The organism is Pseudomonas sp. PNPG3 (genome assembly GCF_023093815.1).
Classification (GTDB): domain Bacteria; phylum Pseudomonadota; class Gammaproteobacteria; order Pseudomonadales; family Pseudomonadaceae; genus Aquipseudomonas; species Aquipseudomonas asiatica.
This window is the reverse complement of record NZ_JALLKV010000002.1, coordinates 253,051-272,958: the sequence shown is the minus strand read 5'-3', so window position 1 is coordinate 272,958 and position 19,908 is coordinate 253,051. Positions and strand designations below refer to the sequence as shown.

The 19,908-nt window shown below is 63.2% G+C and carries 14 protein-coding genes; 9 read left to right on the top strand and 5 right to left on the bottom strand.

Features of this window, described 5'->3' with window-relative positions; translation table 11 throughout:
* Positions 1-5: 5 nt before the first annotated feature.
* The 4 genes from MJ643_RS03250 (at position 6) to MJ643_RS03235 (ending at position 7,520) form a co-directional block, all read left to right on the top strand.
* Positions 6-3,185 carry an efflux RND transporter permease subunit gene (locus tag MJ643_RS03250; RefSeq protein WP_013972813.1) on the top strand — a complete coding sequence of 1,060 codons (3,180 nt, stop codon included), beginning with the start codon at positions 6-8 and terminating at the stop codon, positions 3,183-3,185.
* Positions 3,182-4,597, top strand: coding sequence for a TolC family protein (locus MJ643_RS03245; protein WP_208209418.1), 1,416 nt, complete (start codon positions 3,182-3,184; stop codon positions 4,595-4,597). The genes MJ643_RS03250 and MJ643_RS03245 overlap by 4 nt, the downstream gene beginning before the upstream one ends.
* A gap of 169 nt (positions 4,598-4,766) precedes the next feature.
* A complete protein-coding gene (locus tag MJ643_RS03240) occupies positions 4,767-5,822 on the top strand; it encodes a HEAT repeat domain-containing protein (protein WP_208209419.1) in 1,056 nt (351 codons plus the stop codon).
* Between the two features lie 81 nt (positions 5,823-5,903).
* Positions 5,904-7,520 (top strand): response regulator, encoded by a 1,617-nt coding sequence (locus MJ643_RS03235; RefSeq protein WP_208209420.1) that lies wholly within the window; start codon positions 5,904-5,906, stop codon positions 7,518-7,520.
* A gap of 6 nt (positions 7,521-7,526) precedes the next feature.
* Here MJ643_RS03235 and MJ643_RS03230 read toward each other — a convergent pair whose 3' ends face one another.
* On the bottom strand, positions 7,527-9,557 hold the full coding sequence (locus MJ643_RS03230; protein WP_013972817.1) for a PAS domain-containing sensor histidine kinase: 2,031 nt from the start codon (positions 9,555-9,557) through the stop codon (positions 7,527-7,529).
* A 211-nt stretch (positions 9,558-9,768) separates the two neighbouring features.
* On the opposite strand from MJ643_RS03230, the gene MJ643_RS03225 reads away from it, so the two are divergent.
* Positions 9,769-10,455 (top strand): type 1 glutamine amidotransferase domain-containing protein, encoded by a 687-nt coding sequence (locus MJ643_RS03225; protein ID WP_015270546.1) that lies wholly within the window; start codon positions 9,769-9,771, stop codon positions 10,453-10,455.
* Between the two features lie 126 nt (positions 10,456-10,581).
* Complete coding sequence (locus tag MJ643_RS03220; RefSeq protein WP_023663070.1) at positions 10,582-11,367, top strand: CSS-motif domain-containing protein; 786 nt, start codon at positions 10,582-10,584, stop codon at positions 11,365-11,367.
* Positions 11,368-11,405: 38 nt separating this feature from the next.
* Here MJ643_RS03220 and hppD read toward each other — a convergent pair whose 3' ends face one another.
* A complete protein-coding gene (hppD, locus tag MJ643_RS03215) occupies positions 11,406-12,482 on the bottom strand; it encodes a 4-hydroxyphenylpyruvate dioxygenase (RefSeq protein WP_247726596.1) in 1,077 nt (358 codons plus the stop codon).
* Positions 12,483-12,781: 299 nt separating this feature from the next.
* On the opposite strand from hppD, the gene MJ643_RS03210 reads away from it, so the two are divergent.
* Entirely contained in the window at positions 12,782-14,368 is a 1,587-nt protein-coding gene (locus MJ643_RS03210) for a cyclic diguanylate phosphodiesterase (protein WP_013972821.1), read from the top strand.
* 32 nt (positions 14,369-14,400) lie between these two features.
* Complete coding sequence (rarD, locus tag MJ643_RS03205; protein ID WP_013972822.1) at positions 14,401-15,288, top strand: EamA family transporter RarD; 888 nt, start codon at positions 14,401-14,403, stop codon at positions 15,286-15,288.
* Here the strand turns inward: rarD and MJ643_RS03200 are convergent.
* On the bottom strand, positions 15,251-16,822 hold the full coding sequence (locus tag MJ643_RS03200) for a TerC family protein (RefSeq protein WP_013972823.1): 1,572 nt from the start codon (positions 16,820-16,822) through the stop codon (positions 15,251-15,253). The genes rarD and MJ643_RS03200 overlap by 38 nt on opposite strands.
* Before the next feature lie 395 nt (positions 16,823-17,217).
* Between MJ643_RS03200 and MJ643_RS03195 the strand changes: the two genes are divergently transcribed.
* The gene (locus MJ643_RS03195) at positions 17,218-17,799 is read left to right on the top strand and encodes a LysE family translocator (protein WP_013972824.1); all 582 of its coding nucleotides are present in this window, start codon (positions 17,218-17,220) and stop codon (positions 17,797-17,799) included.
* A 99-nt stretch (positions 17,800-17,898) separates the two neighbouring features.
* On the opposite strand, the gene MJ643_RS03190 is transcribed toward MJ643_RS03195, so the two are convergent.
* Positions 17,899-18,681 (bottom strand): AraC family transcriptional regulator, encoded by a 783-nt coding sequence (locus MJ643_RS03190; protein ID WP_013972825.1) that lies wholly within the window; start codon positions 18,679-18,681, stop codon positions 17,899-17,901.
* Between the two features lie 44 nt (positions 18,682-18,725).
* The gene (locus MJ643_RS03185; RefSeq protein WP_024087204.1) at positions 18,726-19,844 is read right to left on the bottom strand and encodes a glycosyltransferase family 61 protein; all 1,119 of its coding nucleotides are present in this window, start codon (positions 19,842-19,844) and stop codon (positions 18,726-18,728) included.
* Between the last annotated feature and the right edge of the window lie 64 nt (positions 19,845-19,908).

The window sequence follows — 19,908 nt, the reverse complement described above, 5'->3', positions numbered from 1 at the left end:
CACCGATGAACTTCTCGAAATTCTTCATTACCCGGCCAATTTTCGCCGCGGTGCTGTCGTTGGTGCTGCTGATCGCGGGTTCGATCTCGCTGTTCCAGCTGCCGATCAGCGAATACCCCGAAGTGGTGCCGCCCACCGTGGTGGTGCGCGCCAACTTCCCCGGCGCCAACCCCAAGGTCATCGGCGAAACCGTCGCCGCGCCACTGGAGCAGGCGATTACCGGCGTGGAGAACATGCTGTACATGTCCTCCCAGTCCACCGCTGACGGCAAGCTGACGCTGACAATCACCTTCGCCCTTGGCACCGACCTGGACAACGCCCAGGTGCAGGTGCAGAACCGCGTCACGCGTACCCAGCCCAAGCTGCCCGAGGAAGTGACCCGCATAGGCATCACGGTCGACAAGGCCTCGCCCGACCTGACCATGGTCGTGCACCTGACCTCGCCGGATAACCGCTACGACATGCTCTACCTGTCCAACTACGCCATCCTCAACATCAAGGATGAGCTGGCGCGCCTGGGCGGCGTGGGCGATGTGCAGCTGTTCGGCATGGGCGACTACTCGCTGCGCGTGTGGCTGGACCCGAACAAGACCGCTTCGCGCAACCTCACCGCCAGTGATGTGGTGGCTGCAATCCGCGAGCAGAACCGCCAGGTGGCCGCCGGCCAGCTGGGCGCCCCACCCGCCCCCGGTTCGACCAGCTTCCAGCTGTCGATCAACACCCAGGGTCGTCTGGTCAATGAGGAAGAGTTCGAGAACATCATCATCCGCGCCGGTGCCGATGGCGAAATCACCCGCCTGAAGGACATCGCCCGGGTCGAACTCGGTTCCAGCCAGTACGCCCTGCGTTCGCTGCTGAACAACCAGCCGGCGGTGGCCATTCCGATCTTCCAGCGCCCAGGCTCCAACGCCATCGAGATCTCCGACGAAGTGCGGGCGAAAATGGCCGAGCTGAAGAAGGACTTCCCCGAGGGCATGGACTACAGCATCGTCTATGACCCGACCGTGTTCGTCCGTGGTTCCATCGAAGCCGTGGTACACACCCTGTTCGAAGCGCTGGTGCTGGTGGTGCTGGTCGTCATCCTGTTCCTGCAGACCTGGCGTGCCTCGATCATCCCGCTGATGGCCGTGCCGGTATCGCTGATCGGTACCTTTGCCGTGATGCACCTGTTCGGCTTCTCGCTCAACGCGCTGTCATTGTTCGGCCTGGTCCTGGCCATCGGTATCGTGGTGGACGATGCCATCGTCGTGGTGGAGAACGTCGAGCGCAACATCGGCCTGGGCCTGAAACCGCTGGAAGCCACGCAAAAGGCCATGGGCGAAGTGACCGGGCCGATCATCGCCACCGCCCTGGTGCTGTGCGCGGTGTTCGTACCTGCTGCGTTCATTTCCGGCCTGACCGGGCAGTTCTACAAGCAGTTCGCTCTGACCATCGCCATTTCCACGGTCATCTCGGCATTCAACTCGCTGACCCTGTCGCCGGCCCTGGCAGCCGTGCTGCTGAAGGACCACCATGCGCCCAAGGACCGTTTCTCGCGGTTCCTGGAAAAACTGCTGGGCAGCTGGCTGTTCGCCCCGTTCAACCGCTTCTTCGACCGCGCTTCCAACCGCTACGTCGGCGGCGTGCGTCGGGTCATCCGCTCCAGCGGCATCGCCCTGTTCGTGTATGCCGGCCTGATGGGCCTGACCTACCTCGGCTTCTCGTCCACCCCGACCGGTTTCGTGCCGGCCCAGGACAAGCAGTACCTGGTGGCGTTCGCCCAGCTGCCTGACGCGGCCAGCCTCGACCGCACCGAAGCGGTGATCAAGCGCATGAGCGAAATCGCCCTGAAGCAGCCTGGCGTGGCCGACTCGGTAGCCTTCCCTGGCCTGTCGATCAACGGTTTCACCAACAGCCCGAACAGCGGCATCGTGTTCACCCCGCTCAAGCCGTTCGACGAGCGCAAGGACCCGAGCCAGTCGGCGGCGGCCATCGCGGCTGCACTGAATGCCCAGTTCGCCGACATCCAGGACGCCTACATCGCGATCTTCCCGCCACCGCCGGTACAAGGCCTGGGCACCATCGGCGGCTTCCGTCTGCAGATCGAAGACCGTGGCAACCTGGGCTACGAGGCGCTGTACAAGGAAACCCAGAACATCATCGCCAAGAGCCACAACGTGCCGGAACTGGCGGGCCTTTTCACCAGCTACCAGGTCAACGTGCCCCAGGTCGATGCCGCCATCGACCGGGAAAAGGCCAAGACCCACGGCGTGGCGATCACCGACATCTTCGACACCCTGCAGGTCTACCTGGGCTCGCTGTACACCAACGACTTCAACCGCTTTGGCCGTACCTATCAGGTCAACGTCCAGGCCGAGCAGCAGTTCCGCCTCGATGCCGAGCAGATCGGCCAGCTGAAGGTGCGCAACAACCTCGGCGAGATGATCCCGCTGGCGACCTTCCTCAAGGTCAGCGACACCTCCGGGCCTGACCGGGTGATGCACTACAACGGTTTCATCACCGCCGAGATCAACGGCGCCGCGGCACCGGGCTACAGCTCCGGCCAGGCCGAAGCTGCCATCGAGAAGCTGCTGAAGGAGGAACTGCCCAACGGCATGACCTTCGAGTGGACCGACCTGACCTACCAGCAGATCCTTTCGGGCAATACCGCGCTGTTCGTGTTCCCGCTGTGCGTGCTGCTGGCCTTCCTGGTGCTTGCCGCCCAGTACGAAAGCTGGAGCCTGCCGCTGGCAGTGATCCTGATCGTGCCGATGACCCTGTTGTCGGCCATCACCGGGGTGATCGTGTCGGGGGGTGACAACAACATCTTCACCCAGATCGGTCTGATCGTACTGGTGGGCCTGGCGTGCAAGAACGCGATCCTGATCGTCGAGTTCGCCAAGGACGAACAGGCCAAGGGGCTCGACCCGCTGGCTGCGGTACTGGAAGCCTGCCGCCTGCGCCTGCGGCCGATCCTGATGACCTCGATCGCTTTCATCATGGGTGTGGTTCCACTGGTGTTCAGCTCCGGTGCCGGTTCTGAAATGCGCCATGCCATGGGCGTGGCGGTGTTCTCGGGAATGATCGGGGTTACCGTGTTCGGCCTGTTCCTGACCCCGGTGTTCTTCTTCCTGATTCGCCGTTTCGTCGAGCGTCGCCAGGCCCGCAAGGCCGAACGCGCCCAATCGCTGGAGAGCCATGCATGAACCTGCTCAAACCCTTGACCCCGAGCTTGCTGGCGCTCGCCTTGGCGGCCTGTGCAGTAGGCCCGGACTACCAGGCGCCAGCCACCGAGCCCGCGCAGCTGGCCAGCGACATACAGGCCAAGGCCTACGACCGTAGCCGTTTCGAAAGCCTGTGGTGGAAGCAGTTCGACGACCCGGTGCTGAACCAGCTGGTGCAGACGTCGCTGGATGGCAACCGTGATCTGCGCGTGGCCTTCGCCCGCCTGAAGTCGGCCCGTTCGATCCGTGAAGACGCCGAAAACGATCAGTTTCCGGTGGTCACCAGCCGCGCCAGCAGCGACATCGGCAAGGGCCAGATCCCCGGCCAGACCACGCAGCGGGTAAACAGTGAGCGCTACGACCTGGGCCTGGACATGGCCTGGGAGCTTGACCTGTTCGGCCGCATCCAGCGCCAGATCGAAGCCAGCGAAGCCCAGGAAGCAGCAGCCGCGGCCGACCTGCAGCAGCTGCAGGTCAGCCTGATCGCCGAACTGGTGGATGCTTACGGCCAGCTGCGTGGGGCGCAGTTGCGCGAAAAGATCGCCCTGGCCAACCTCAAGACCCAGCAGGAATCGCGGGCCATCACCGAAACCCTGCGCGATGCCGGCGTGGGCAACGACCTTGATGTGGTGCGGGCCGACGCGCGCCTGGCCGGGGTCGAAGCCACCGTACCGCAACTGCAGGCGGAACAGGCACGGGCCCGGCATCGCATCGCCACCCTGCTCGGTCAGCGCCCCGAGGCGCTCAGCGTCGACCTGTCGCCCAAGGCACTGCCGGCCATCGCCAAGGCGCTACCGGTGGGTGACCCGGGAGAACTGCTGCGCCGCCGCCCGGACATCCGCAGCGCCGAACGCCAGCTGGCGGCTGCCACCGCCAACGTTGGCGTGGCCACGGCCGACTTGTTCCCGCGCGTCAGCCTCAGTGGCTTCCTCGGCTTTACTGCTGCACGTGGTTCGCAGATAGGTTCCTCGGCAGCCAATGCCTGGGCGCTGGGCCCGAGCATAACGTGGACCGCCTTCGACCTGGGCAGCGTGCGCGCCCGACTGCGCGGTGCCAAGGCCGATGCCGAAGGGGCACTGGCCAACTATGAACAGCAGGTGTTGCTGGCCCTGGAAGAATCGGCCAACGCCTTCAGCGACTATGACAAGACCCAGCAGCGGCTGTTGTCGCTGATGCGCCAGAGCGACGCCAGCCGCAAGGCGGCGGAACTGGCCTCGATTCGTTATCGCGAGGGTACGGTGGACTACCTGGTGCTGCTCGATGCCGAGCGTGAGCGGCTGAGCGCAGAAGATGCGCAGGCCCAGGGTGAAGTCGAGTTGTACCGCGGCATCGTCTCCATCTACAAGGCCCTGGGCGGCGGCTGGCAACCGGAGACCGTAGCCAGCGCGCGCTGATACACCCGCTTCAACGACTCCTTTGGTTGGCCCCTCCCCCAACCGTTTGCCCCGCAGGCCTTGGTCCGCGGGGCTTTTTTATGCTGATTGAGGGTGTGTGCAGGGACCTGGTTGCATTTACCACCCGGCTAGCCCAAGCTCTGCCCTTCCCGCCGCCCCGGATCGTCCGATGCACAGACGCAACCGCTACCTGATCGCCCTGCTGCTGTTGATCCTGGTATCGGCCCTGTTCGGCTACCTGTGGCGCGACGCTCCGCCAGCCCCGCCTACCCTGCCTGCGCACAGCTACGCCAAGGCCCTGCGCCAGGCCCATGAGGGCCAACCCGGCGCTGCACGGGTGCTGTACCAGCAACTGCAGCGCACCGACCTGCCGCCCATTCGCCGTGCCGCCTTGTATGCCGAACTGCCAAACTACCCTTCGCCCCAGGCATTGAAACTCGCCCGTCAGGACCTCGAGCATGCCGACCCGCAGGTGCGCCGTGCAGCCATTGCCGGTATTCGCCGCCTGCTGCCGGCGGCGCAGCGCAGCCTGGTACTCGGCCCACTGCTGGACGACGACGAGCAAAGCGTGCGCTTTGCCGCGGTAGATGCCCTGCTCGGCCTTGCTCCGGATGACATCGGCCTTTATTTCGGCCCGCTACAGGTCGCCCTGGAGCAATACCAGCAGGCCCTCGAGCAACAACCCGAAGACGCCAACGCCCAAGTCCACCTGGCGCGCCTCTACCTGCACGAAAACGACTACACCCTGGCCGACACCGCCCTGCAGCGAGCCCTGGCGGTAGCGCCAGGCAACCTCGACGCACTGGCGACTCAGGTACGCCTGCTGGAGCGCCAGGGCTATCACGACGCCTCGCGTCAGATACTGGGCAAAGCCCTTGCGCTAAGCCCCGATTCGGCCTTTCTGCAGTACGAACTGGGGCTCTGGCTTAACCGTCACGAACAGCGCGAATACGCACTGCTGGCCTTGTCCCGTGCCGTCGAACTGGACCCGGACAACGCCGACTACCGCTATACACTGGCAGTCACCTTGCATGAACTGGAACAACTCGACGCCGCGCAAAAGCAACTGGAAATCGTGCTCAACCGCCAGCCGGCCAATCGCCGGGCACGGGTGTTGCTGATTAAGTACTGGAAGGAAACCGGCCAGTTGCAGAACGTGCAGGTGCTGCTGGCCGAGCTGGAGCGGCAGAACCCGGACGACCCAGTGTTGCAACAGGGCCTGTAAGCAACGTCCGAAAATTTGTTGAACCCCGGGGCTGTGCCCAGGGTCCAGTGGATATCGGACCACCCTTCAGGAGAGTGTGTTGTGGCCAGTTCGTTGGCGCTGGACGAACGTGCATTGATCCTGGCGCCCCCGCCAATAGCCGCAGATACTGCTCGCCTGCTCGCTTCTGCGGGCATCGACACCCTGTGTGCGGTCGACCTGGCCAACCTGCAAGCCTGCCTGGCCGAAGGCGCAGGCCTGGCGATCATTGCCGAGCAAGCGTTCAAACAGGGCCCAAGTGCATTGCTGCAAGAATTCATCGACCAGCAACCGTGCTGGTCGGACCTGCCCATCGTGCTGCTCGGTCAAGGAAGCCAAGCGGCCAAGGGCTCGACCAACCTCCCGGTGGGCAACCTGGTCCTGCTGGTCGCACCATTCGAAAACGCCCAGCTGCTGCGCATGACCCAGTCCGCCCTGCGCAACCGGCGTCGGCAGTATCTGGCACGCGACCAGTTGCAAGACCTGCAGCAACGCCTTGACGCCAAGGCCGCACCTCCCGGCGAAGACCAGCAACGCAGCGAGTTCGCACGCCACCAGACGCGCAAGATGGAGGCCATCGGCCAACTGGCCGGGGGGGTCGCCCACGACTTCAACAACCTGCTCACCAGCATTGGTGGTAGCTTCGAGCTGATTGACCGGCGCTTGCGACAGGGTCGCAGCGATGGCCTGGACAACGTGCTGCGCATGGGCCGCGAGGCGGTGTCACGCGCCGCGCGCCTGACCCACCGCCTGCTGGCCTTCTCTTCTCGGCAATCGCTGCACACCCAGCAGGTCGGCCTGCACGACCTGCTCCAGGCAAAACGCCTGAAGGCTTGCGTGACCCCGACCGTGACCCTGCAGGTGCAAATCGCCAAGAACCTGTGGTCGGTCGAAGCCGATGACCAACAGTTACAGGAGGCCCTCGATAACCTGTTGCTCAATGCCTGCGAAGCCATGCCCAATGGCGGCCAGCTGCGCATCGAGGCAAGTAACCAGCACATCGGCGCCGGGCAATTCGCTGGCGGTGCCCTGTGCGCCGGCGACTATGTACGCCTGCGAGTCATCGATGACGGCCAGGGCATGGCGCAAAGCACGCTGGAGCATGCCTTCGAGCCGTTCTTCAGCACCAAGGCGATCGGCCAGGGCATCGGCCTTGGCCTGTCGATGGTTTACGGCTTCAGCAAGCAATCCCACGGACATGTCACCTTGCACAGCCAGATCGGCCACGGGACCCGGGTGGACCTTTATCTGCCGCGCCATGTCGACCAGGGCCAGGCACCTGTCAAACCCGTACAACCCGTGCGAGGTTACCAGGGCCATCACGTGCTGGTAGTCGAGGACGACCCCCATGTACGCCAATTGCTCTGCCAGGCCCTGCGCGAGGATGGCTTCGCCTGCCACAGTGCCGCCGACGCCAATGAGGGCCTTAAGGTACTGCGTTCGACACAACCGGTGGATCTGCTGATCAGCGATGTCGGCTTGCCCGGCATGAATGGCCGCCAGTTGGCCGAGATTGCCCGCAACCTGCGCCCACGCTTGCCAGTACTGTTCATCACCGGCTATGCAGAAACCGCCATGGCCCGCGAGGGCTTCCTGGAGGCGGGGATGCACCTGATCAGCAAGCCCTTCGAGCTGAAGCAGCTGCAGGCCCAGGTGACCCAGATACTGGGCAAGCCCTGAACCGCTTCACTCCTCGAGCATGCGTAGCGCCTCATCCACCAGGTCCGCCAGCGGGAACGGCTTGTTCATCAATGCCGTGCCCGGCTGCTCGAGCAACTGCGCTTCGATCGGCTGCCCCGCATAGCCGGTAATGAAAAGGATCTTCTGCAACGGCAGCTGCATGCGCATGGCCTTGGCCACCTGGCGGCCACTGAAACCACCCGGCAAGCCAATGTCGGTGATCACCAGGTCGAACGGGCCGTCATGGCGGAAGCGCTCCAGTGCGCTATTGGCGTCGCCCACATCAATGACTTCGAAACCACGTTCGGTCAGGTACTCGCACATCACAGCACGCAAACCGAGCTCGTCATCGACCAGCAACAGGCGCTGCCTCCCGGCCATGCGCTGCGTCCGTTGCACAACCGCAGGCGCCTCGGGTACCGGGTCATGCCACCTTGGAAAAAGCATGCAGACCTTGGTGCCCTGGTTCGGCGCCGACTCGATCCAGGCGTAGCCCCCCGACTGGCCGACAAACCCATACACCATCGACAAACCAAGGCCTGAGCCACGCCCGACCGGCTTGGTGGTGAAGAACGGTTCAAAGGCCCTGGCAATGTCCACGGCCGGCATGCCATGGCCATCATCCTCCACATACAACGCAACGTAGTCGCCTGGTGGCAGGCCGCTCTCATCCGGGAAACACCTTGTCAGCCGCTGGTTGATGCTGCGCAGCGTGACATTGCCGCGATCAAGGCACGCTTCGCGGGCGTTGGTGCAAAGATTGATCAAGGCATTTTCCAGCTGGGAAACATCAAGGTTCACCGCCCACGGCGTGACATCCAGCTGCCAGTGCAAGCGCATCTCGGCGCCCAGCGTGCTCCGCAGCAGTGGTTCGCTCAAGCGCAATTGCCGGTTGAAGTCCAGCGGCCTGGGCGCCAAAGGTTGATGACGGGAAAACGCCAGCAGGCGATGGGTCAGCTCCATGGCACGCTGCACCGAATCTCGCGCGACCTCGACATACGCCTCCACCCGCTCCAGCCGTCCTTCCTGCAGGCGCCGCTGAAGCAGTTCGAGGCTGCCACCGATGCCGGACAACAAGTTGTTCAATTCATGGCCCATGCCCCCGGCCAACTGCCCAACCACCTCCAGACGCTCGTTGTTGCGCATCAGCGTTTCGGATTGACGAGCAGCCTCCTCACGTTCCCCGGTGATATCCCGGCCAACGGCAGTCAGCAGGCTGCCATCGAACCGTGCACTCCAGCGAAAACAGTGGTAATGGCCATCGCGGTGGCGCAGGCGCGTCTCTATCTGCTCGGTATCCTGGTACTGCAGGCACCCGGAAACAGCCACCTCTACCTCAGCGCGATCTGCCGGATGTACCAGGTCCAGCACCGGAGTGCCCAGTACCTGCTCTTCAGACCAGCCCAGGATGCGATACCAGGCGGGGTTGGCGGCACACACCTTCAGCTCGGGAGTGACGGTCATCATCGCATCACGCGACAGCTGCCAGAACTGCTCGCGCTCCACCAGGTGTCGCTCGACCTGCCGCTGGAATTCTTGCGCCTGCTCCCGCCAGTGGCGATGCGCCTCGACGCTGGCCGTGGTTTCGATCACCGCGTGCAGAAACCCTGCCACGTTGCCCAGTTCATCGTGCAACGGTGTGTAACCGAACGCACACCACAACGGCTCCCCGCCTTGGCCGCAGCCAATACGCAGTGGTGGGTCCTCGACAAAGCTCGAGCGCCCCTCGAGCGCCTTGAACACCCACGGTCCCATCGCCGGCCACTCATCGCTCCACAGCGCATCGAAGGACATGCCCAATGCATCCGGGGCAACCCGCCGCAATGCCCGATAGCCTTCATTGTGGACCACGCTGAGGTCTGGTCCCCAGACCACGGCACACGGGAACGGTGACAATTGCATCATGTCGACGGCAATGCGCAACGAAGCCGGCCAGCGCGGCAGCGGCCCGAGCGGTGTTCGCCCCCAGTCGAACCGTGCAATCCGTTCGCCCATGAGGTCGACCGGTGCCAGCACAGACGGCTTCAGGATGACCATCGACGCAGGCTCGCGCGGCGTACCATTTGTGACCACTGTCGTGACTCCAGCATGATTCAGAAAAAGTACGGGCGCTGCGTGAATGTGGTTCACGTTAGCACAACACACGCCACGCAATATGGCGTACCGGCACCTGAGAGCTATGCTCATTAGGTTTTCCCTCGGGCCGGGGGAGCAACGGCCCATTCAGGTTGCCGACGGGAGCGTGGTCATGAGCAAGAAAATGCTGGTGGTGCTGACCAATACAGCCAAGTATCCGACCCTCAAGCGGGCGACCGGCTTGTGGCTGGGGGAAGCGGTGCACTTTGTCGAAAAAGTCGAAAAAGCCGGTTACGAGGTCGATTATGTCAGCCCGCTGGGCGGCTACGTCCCTGTCGACCCGCATAGCTTGCAGATGGCGCCCGACCTGGACTGGCTGTGGTATGACGACAAGCGCTTCATGACCCGCCTGGGCAACACCTTGAGCCCTGGCCAGGTGAAGGCAGAAGAGTACAGCGTCATCTACTACACCGGCGGGCACGGAGTGATGTATGACTTTCCTGACAACCAGCCGCTGCAAGAGCTGGCCCGCCGGGTGTACGAGCACAAGGGCATTGTCGCGGCGGTTTGCCATGGCGTTGTCGGCCTGCTGAACATCAAGCTCAGCGACAACAGCCTGTTGCTCAAGGACCGTCAGGTGACCGGCTTCTCCAATACCGAGGAGAAACTCGTCGAACTGGACAAGGTGGTCCCCTTCCTGACGGAAACCGAGCTGGGTGCCCGCGGTGGTACCTACAGCAAGCATGAAGACCCGTGGCAGCCGTTCGTGGTGGCCGATGATCGGCTGATCACCGGGCAGAACCCGGCCTCCACGGCCCAGTTGGCCGAAAAAGTGCTCGCCAGGCTGAAGCGAGGCTGACAACGAGGTTCTGCTTTTCTGTAAAACCGCAACACTTTTGGCCTACAGCCGGAGCATCATCAAGCACATAGGATCAGCGTTGACCTGTTCAACCCGAACAGCAAGGTTCAACGGAGCGGCGGTCCTATGGCAGCAATACCGAGTCTCGGCATCAACTGGCGGAAGTTACTGTTGATATTGTCCATCGGCGCAATACCGGTACTGTCCGGGTTACTGATGATGAACTATCAACTGGATAGAAAACTTGAGGAGAATGCCAAGGTTTCTGTTCAAGAGGCGATTTTCAGCATCGACCAGGCACTGGGCCGCATGGAAGGCGATCTGGACCTGATCCTGCCATTGGCAGGCAAGCCCTGTGACGAAGTGCTTGGTACGCTGGAGCAGAGAGTCGCCAACAGCCCGCACCTTCGCTCACTGATACTCACCCGCGACCAACAAGCGTATTGTGCGACGGACATGGACCCTTTGGCGTACAACTCGGCTTTTGCCCTGTCCGGACGGCAGACAGAGCTGGCATTCGACGCTCCATCGTCGCCTAACGCGGCGATCATCAAAGTCCAGAGACCGAACAGCGACCCTGGGATAATCGCAACAGCGTACGGTCGGCAGCTGCGTGACGAACTGCGTGCTTTCCAGGACGGCCTGACACTGCTTCTGGAATTCAGCGACCTGTATATCTGGAGCGAGGGAGACAGCCGCGACGCACAACGCCCCTCCCAGGCCGAATTCACCGAGCGATCGGTTTCCCAGAAATATGGTTACGTGGTGATCGGCGGTTACCCCAAAGGGTACGCCACCCAGGAGTTTCGCCTATCCCTGCATCAGGTACTGCCCTCGCTGGTATTGGTCGGGGTCGCCAGCATGTTCATCATGTACCTGGGCCTGACCATTTCGGGCAAGAAGAAGGGTTGATACCGCCGCCATCGAATCGTGACGGCGGTACCCTGGGGTTACTCGGTGCTCAGCACACCACGACGTACCTGGTCGCGCTCGATGGATTCGAACAGGGCCTTGAAGTTGCCTTCGCCAAAGCCGTCATCCCCCTTGCGCTGGATGAACTCGAAGAACACCGGGCCGAGCAGGGTCTCGGAAAAGATCTGCAGCAGCAGGCGCTTGTCGTCAGGCTGGGAGGCACCATCGAGGAGGATACCGCGTGCTTTCAACTGGTCGACCGGCTCGCCATGACCTGGCAGGCGCTCTTCGAGCATCTCGTAGTAGGTTTGCGGCGGTGCAGTCATGAAGCGCATGCCGAAGCCCTTGAGGGCGTCCCAGGTCTTGAGCAGGTCATCGGTCAGGAAGGCGACGTGCTGGATGCCTTCGCCGTTGAACTGCATCAGGAACTCTTCGATCTGCCCGGAGCCCTTGGACGATTCTTCGTTCAGCGGGATGCGGATCATGCCATCCGGTGCGGTCATGGCACGCGAAGTCAGGCCGGTGTACTCACCCTTGATGTCGAAATAGCGGATTTCGCGGAAGTTGAACAGCTTCTCGTAGAAGCCGGCCCAGTACGACATGCGCCCGCGATAAACGTTGTGGGTGAGGTGGTCGATGATCTTCAGGCCGGCACCCACCGGGTTGCGGTCCACACCCTCGATGAACTCGAAGTCGATATCGTAGATCGAGCTGCCTTCCTCGAAACGGTCGATCAGGTACAGCGGCGCACCGCCGATGCCCTTGATCGCCGGCAGGCGCAGTTCCATCGGGCCGGTTTCGATTTCCACCGGCTGGGCGCCCAGTTCCAGGGCGCGGGCATAGGCCTCATGGGCATTGCGCACGCGGAACGCCATGCCGCATACCGACGGGCCGTGTTCGGCAGCGAAGTACGAGGCGATGCTCTTGGGTTCGTTGTTCAGGATCAGGTTGATGTCACCCTGGCGATACAGGTGCACATCCTTGGAACGGTGGGTAGCGACCTTGGTGAAGCCCAGCATCTGGAATACCGGCTCGAGTACGCCAGGGGTCGGCGAAGCCAGTTCGATGAATTCAAAGCCCATCAGGCCCATCGGATTGTCGAAGATATCAGCCATGTTCGTGTCCTCATCTGCAGCGAAAGATTATTGATTGCGTGGGATGTGGAACGGAAACGGCGGGGAGCACGGGATACCCCGCACGCTGCGGGCGAGGAAATCACCTATTATCAGCTTGAACCCATGGTATGTCATATGGACCCATTCTCGGCGGGCTTGATCCTTCGGCATCGAAGGACCTTATTGTTGTATTCGTAAATGGATTCTACATTGCGTAAAATGGTTTGTCGCCCTTTAGTTGCTCACCGGTTCCGACAAGCGGCTATCCTCTCGTAATCCTTTATACAGATCAGGTCAGCATGCCCCTTACCGTCAAACGCCGCGCCGGCCTCGGCTGGCGCACCCTGTTGCCCTGGGTCGTCGGCGTGCTGCCCGTGGCATGCGGCCTGGCCGTGATGAACTGGCAGATCGAGCGTGAAATGCACGCCAGCAGCCAGGCTACCACCCGCCAGGTGGTGGAGCACGTCGAGCGCATTCTCGATAATCTGTCCAGCGCTGCCCATGCTCTGCTGCCGCTTGTCGACAGCCCGTGCGACGAGGTCCAGCTCATGCTGCGCGCCCAGGTCACGCGCAACGCCTTCGTACGCTCGACCAACCTGTTCCGGCACAACGCCCTTTATTGCACCTCGCTGTTCGGCGCATTCGACGAGCCGGTCAACCCCGGCGACTACATCGACGGCAAGCTGTGGCTGATGGACGGCAACTCGGTCACACCGGGCCACCCGCTGCTGGTGTATCGGGCCAGCGATGGCGACCGCGGCGCGATCAGTACGGTCGATGGCGAACACCTGCTGACGGCGCTGCGCCTGATCGGCCCCGATGAAGAGCTGCAGATCCGCGTGGGCGATGCCTGGCTGGGCAAGGATGGCATCGTGCACAAGGGCGTGCCCCCTGCCGCGGCCAGCGCGAATGTGCAGCTGGGCTCGACCCGTTACCCGTTCAGCGTGCATGGCGGCTACGGCGCCGACAAGCAGGGCCAGCTGTGGCGCAGCCACTATCCCGCCCTGTTCGGTCTGCTGCTGATACTGGGCGCGGTGGCCGGCCTGGTGTGCCGCTGGCAGGTTCGCCGCGCCACCTCGCCCCGTGCCGAACTGCGCCGGGCCCTGGAGGCCGACGAGTTCCTGCCGTACTTCCAGCCGGTAGTGCGCAAGGGCGACTACCGCTGGGCCGGCGCCGAAGTGCTGATGCGCTGGAACCACCCGCGCGAAGGCCTGGTGCGCCCCGACCTGTTCATCCCCTACGCCGAACACAGCGGGCAGATCGTCGCCATGACCCGTGCGCTGATGATGCACACCGCGCAGAGCCTGGCACCCTTTGCCGGGCTGCTGGAGGACGGTTTCCATATCGGCGTCAATATCACCGCCGACCACTGCCGCGACTTCAGCCTGCTGGACGATTGCCGAACCTTCCTCCAGCACTTCCCGCCAGGCCGGGTGGTGCTGACCCTGGAGCTGACCGAGCGCAAGCTGATCGAGCCCACGCCGGTGGCCCTGGAACTGTTCGAGAAGCTCGACGCCATGGGTGTGAAGATCGCCCTGGACGACTTCGGCACCGGCCAGTCAAGCCTCAACTACCTGCGCCAGTTCAAGGTCGATTACCTGAAGATCGACCAGAGCTTCGTCGCCATGATCGGTGGCGATGCGCTGTCGGTGCACATCCTCGAGACCATCATCGAGCTATCGGCCAAGCTGGGCCTGGGCATCGTTGCCGAGGGCGTGGAAACAGAAGCCCAGCGCGACTACCTGGCCCGTCATGAGGTGGACTTCCAGCAGGGCTACCTGTTCGCCAGGCCCATGCCGGCTGCCCAGTTCCTCGAAGCGCTGGCCGCACGCCCGGCTGCGTCGCGGTTGCCGCAAGCCGCGCCCCCTGAGATCATGCGCGGCTGATCCACCTGCTCAATTCCCTATTCGAGGCATTCGTGTCAAAAGGCATTCTTTCGTCGGTCATGGCGTCCTGTCTGTTCGCCGTGATGTACTTCTATACCTCTCTGCTCACGCCGCTCGATGGCGAGGAGATCTTTGGCTGGCGCACCCTGTTGACGCTGCCCTGCCTGACCCTGTTCATGCTTGTCTCGAAAGACTGGAAACGGGTGGGCGAACTGCTCGCCCGGGTAAAACATACGCCGCTGCTGTTGCTGGGCATGGTCGGCACATCGTGGCTGATGGGCGTGCAGCTGTGGCTGTTCCTCTGGGCGCCCCTGCACGGGCGCAGCCTTGAAGTGTCGATGGGCTATTTCCTGCTGCCGCTGGCCATGGTCCTGACCGGGCGGCTGGTGTATGGCGAGCGCCTGTCACGCCTGCAGAAGGTGGCCGTGGCCTGCGCTGCTCTGGGCGTGGGCCACGAGCTGTATCAGCATGGCAGTTTCGCCTGGGAAACCCTGGTGGTGACGATCGGCTACCCGATCTATTTCGTGTTGCGCAGGCGCTGCCGCACCGACCATTTGGGCGGCCTGTGGTGCGACATGTGCCTGCTGTTGCCATGGGCGCTGTATTTCGTGATCCAGGGTCCGCTTTCCCCTGCGGATCTGCAGGCACACCCTGGGCTGTATGCGTTGATCCCGATCCTCGGGGCGATCAGCGCCTCGGCCCTGATCGCCTACGTGCTGGCCAGCCGCCTGCTGCCTTTCAGCCTGTTCGGCCTGCTCAGCTACGTCGAGCCAGTGCTGCTGGTAGGCGTTGCGCTGTTGCTGGGCGAAACCATCGGCCCGGATCAGTGGCTGACCTACCTTCCGATCTGGGCCGCGGTGCTGGTACTGGTGATCGAGGGTTTCAAGCACCTGCTGCGTCAACGTCGCCGTTCGGTGTAAGCCGAACCTGACGCACCCGCCGCTCCTCGACCGCCTCCACGGTCAGCGTCCAGCCATTCCAGGCCAGGCGGTCACCAACCATAGGCAGGCGGTCGAGCAGGCTCATTACCAGGCCCGCGAGGGTCTGGTAGTCCTCGGTGGCGCGGGCGCAGAAGCCGGTACGTGCCTGCACCTGGCTCAGGTTCAACGCGCCGCTGACCACAAAGCCTTCACCTTCCTGAACGATGCCCGGGCCTTCGACCTCGCTGGCATCCGGCAACTCGCCGGCAATCGACTCCAGGATATCGGTCATGGTCAGCAGGCCGGTAAAGTCACCGAACTCGTTGACGACGAAAGCAATGTGCGTCGACTGGCCTCGCATCTGCTCCAGGGCATTGAGGATGCTGAAGCTCTCCAGCAGGTTCAGCGGTACTCGGGCCATGCCTTCCAGATCGGGCTGGTTGCCCGACAGCAGCTCCTTGAGCAGTTCCTTCTTGTGCACGAAGCCCAGTGGCTCGTCCACGCGGCCATCGCGGATCAGCGGCAGGCGCGAGTACGGCGAATTGGCCAGGGCTTGGGCAATGGCGTCGGCCGGCTGCGCCAGGTCGATCACATCGACCTCGGCGCGGGCGGTCATCACCGTGCGGATAGGCCGCTCGGCCAGGTTCAGCACGCCACTGATCATCACCCGTTCACGGCGGTCGAACAGCACCTGCTCCTCACCGCCTTCGACCAGGTCAGCGATTTCCTCGCCCACCTCGTCAGCCTCGACCCGGCGGCCACCCAGCAGGCGCAGCACGGCATGCGCGGTGCGCTCACGCAGCGGCCGGTGCTGCTGCAGGCTGCGCTTGCGGCGGGCACGGGCCAGCTGGTTGAACAGCTCGATCAGGATCGAGAAGCCGATGGCCGCGTACAGGTAGCCTTTGGGGATATGGAAGCCCAGGCCTTCGGCGGTGAGGCTGAAGCCGATCATCATCAGGAAGCCCAGGCACAGCATGATCACCGTGGGGTGGGCGTTGACGAAGCGGGTCAGCGGCTTGCTGGCAACGATCATGATGCCGATCGAGAAGATCACCGCGATCATCATCACCGACAACTGCTCGACCATGCCCACCGCGGTGATCACCGCGTCCAGCGAGAACACCGCATCAAGCACCACGATCTGCGCGACGATCGGCCAGAACGCAGCGTGGCGTACCGTGCCGCTGGCCTGGGCCACGTGGCCTTCCAGGCGTTCGTGCAGCTCCATGGTGGCCTTGAACAGCAGGAACACGCCACCGAACAGCATGATCAGGTCGCGGCCCGAGAAGCTCTTTTCGAACACCTCGAACAACGGCGCGGTCAGGGTGACCATCCACGAGATACTGGCCAACAGGCCAAGGCGCATGATCAACGCCAGGCTCAGGCCAATGACCCGTGCGCGGTCGCGCTGATGCGGCGGCAGTTTGTCGGCGAGGATGGCGATGAACACCAGGTTGTCGATACCCAGCACCAGCTCGAGGACGATAAGCGTCAACAGGCCCAGCCAGGCCGTGGGGTCGGCTAGCCATTCCATTAGCGGGTACTCACGAGGGCAGCGTCACGAGGACGGATGAAAGAAGGCCGGGAAGACCGGGGACTGGGGGGCTCCGCGAAGGTGCTCATATAGACCTTGTTAGCAAATTGGGAAAATGATCCTACAAGCTCAGCAGCTTTCCGTAATAGCGCAAAACTATTACAAAACCTGTAACAACCTTGTAGGAGCGGCCTTGTGTCGCGAACGGGCCGCACAGCGCCCCCCAGGTTTCAGGAGCGCTGCACCAACAGCTGGGGCCGCTCTGCGGCCCGATCGCGACACAAGGCCGCTCCTACACAAAAATGCGCTGGCCGTGCGTGAGGTACTTTTCTTCAATACCGCAGGCTGTCAATGCCCGAGCATGAAGGCCCACCTCAACCAAACGGATCCCCCTCATGAGCCTGTCCCTGTCCATGGCCGCTTTCGCACTTGCGGCCTCGATCTCCCCCGGCCCGGTCAACATCGTTGCGCTGGGCAGCGGTGCCCGCCATGGCCTGCGTGCCAGCCTGGCACATGTGGCTGGCGCCACGCTGGGCTTCTGCCTGCTGCTGGTGCTGGTCGGGCTGGGCCTGCATCAATTGTTGCTGCGCTGGCCTTTGCTGGGCCTGATTTTGCACTGGGGCGGCGTGGCGTTCCTGCTGTACATGGCATGGAAGCTGGCCAGCGACGATGGGCAACTGGGCAGTGCCCATCCCACCCAGGCTCCCTCGGCCTGGCACGGCGCGGCGATGCAATGGCTCAATCCCAAGGCATGGCTGGCAGCGGTGGCCGGGGTTGGTGCCTATACCGGCGGTGAGCAGCAGCTGCTGTGGCTGTTTGCCTGGATCTACGGGCCGATCTGCTTCATTTCAGTGGCCAGCTGGGCGTGGGCCGGGAGCGTGGTTCGCCAGTATCTGGGCAACCCACGGCACATGCGCCTGCTGAATCGGGGCTTGGCGCTGCTGCTCGTGGGCAGTGCGGTCTATCTGGTCATTTGAGCCTGGCTGCACCGACCCTATCGCTGCCCTCAAGGCCTGCGCAGTACCTGTGGGAGCTGGGTTGCCGGCGATAGGGCCACCACCGCCAAAAATGGCAATTCAGCCGAATGCATTGCGGTAATGGCCCGGTGTCGCCGCCAGGTGCTGCTTGAAGGCCCGCTGCAGGTGCGCCTGGTCGGCAAACCCGGCCTCCTGTGCAACCTCGGCAATAGCCCGGCCCTGACGCAATTGCGCCCTGGCCAGCTGCACGCGCTGGTCGAGCAGGTAACCATGCGGCGTCAGGCCGAAGCGTTGGCGGAACGCGCGAATCAGGTAGGAACGCGACAGGCCGCACGCCGCGCAGATGTCGTCCAGGCTCAGCGGGTCGCCACGATGGGCGCGAATGAACGCTGCCGCCGTGTCCAGTCGTGGGTTGCCCTCGTCGTTGACGCTGGCATCGCCGCCAAGCAAACCTGGAAGTGCGCCAAACAGCGCCGCCAGGCGCCCTTCCCGGTCTGGCACGCCGGCGTCGAACAGGTCGGCAAAGGCCTGCAACAGGCTCCGGTACAACACCGGCGAGCTACTCCAGGGCCGGGCCGGCAAGGTGAACCCCAGCGCCTGCAACCAAGGCATATCGACGAACATCATCAGGTAGGACCAGTGTTCCCCGTCGATGGGGTTGCAGGCATGCACCACACCTGGGTTCATCAGCACCGTGGTACCAGCAGCCACCTCTATGCACTGGTCACCGTACAGATAGGAGCTGCGCCCACCCGTTATCACTCCGATGGAAAAGCTCTCATGGGAATGCGCGGCGTAGCACACCTGGCGCCCGTCCCCTACCCGCCGGGCCTCGACAAAGGGCAACGCCGGGTCGCGCCAGAACCGTGATACCTCGATCATCCCTCACCCCGCTCGCCGCTGCCATGCGCCTGAATACTACACGCCTATCGCGGAAACAGGTCTAGCGTCCGCTCAACTTCGCCGACATCGATCGTGAAACCATCGCCGTCCGGTATCCCGACTACAAAGCCGAAATGCTGGTGGTCTCGGTCCGTCAGGTACTTGTAGTAGCTGACAAACCGATTGGGCGGCTGCAACGTCAGCAGGCAACCACCGGCCTGCAGTACGTTGACCCCATGCACCAGCTGGCTACCCTCCACACCGATTACCACCCTCGCCCCGGCGCAGGCCGCGACGATACTCGGCACATCGGACTTCAGCGGGTTGACGATGCGAAAACCGCGGGTGGCGCGCAAATGCTCCGCCAGCGCCAGCTCATTGCGCAGCAGGCGCAGGTCACCATCTCCACCACGCAGCAGGAACACCCCCGGGTGTGGCGCATGCGGCACATGCGACAACAACTTGTCGCCCATGGCCCGGTAGCGGGCATGCCGGCTGCGGTTGTTGGCCTGGTCATCGAACAGCACCAGCTCACGGAAAAACGCACTGCGCAGGCGCAGCGGGTTCATTTCCAGCCAGTCTTCATAGGCCGGGGCCTGGGCAAACAGCGGGAATCTGGCCGAGGGCGCGGTGGTTACCGGTATGCCTTCGTTACAGGCCAGCGCATAGGTCGGACAATCCTCCATCAGCCAGGTACCGAACCACGTGTTGCCGTTTTGCGTGCAATAGATGGCCGCGCGGTCGATTTCATTTTCCACGACGATGCTCGGAAAGGGGCCCGGCTTCAACGACAGCCAATGGCTGGCCTTGCCCTTGTACAACGCCCCGTCGACCAGCCATACCTCCTTGATCAGGTAGCCCCGGGTTGGCCCTTGCAGCGTGCTGATGCCGCCTTCCATGGTGCGCGCAGGGTGCACGTAGGGATAGAAACGCTTGCCTTCCCACCCCGTTACTCGCTCCAGCTGGCCTGGCAGGAAAACGGCCGGGGGCGAAACCGTGACTTCCCCCGGGGCAATGTCCCAACTTTTGTCCGCCACGCTCTTGAGGTCGATGCCGCTGTTCCTGCCTAGCCGTTTGCGCGCCATGTAGCGGTAGGCGGCCAGGGTCCAGGTGTGCTGCCTGGCCGCAGGCGATGCACTGAACTTCGAGATGTCGCTTCCCATGAAGCGTCCTCCCTTGATCACAAGGTCAAAAGCCTGGCGCAAGGCGCCAGATCAACGCATCCTG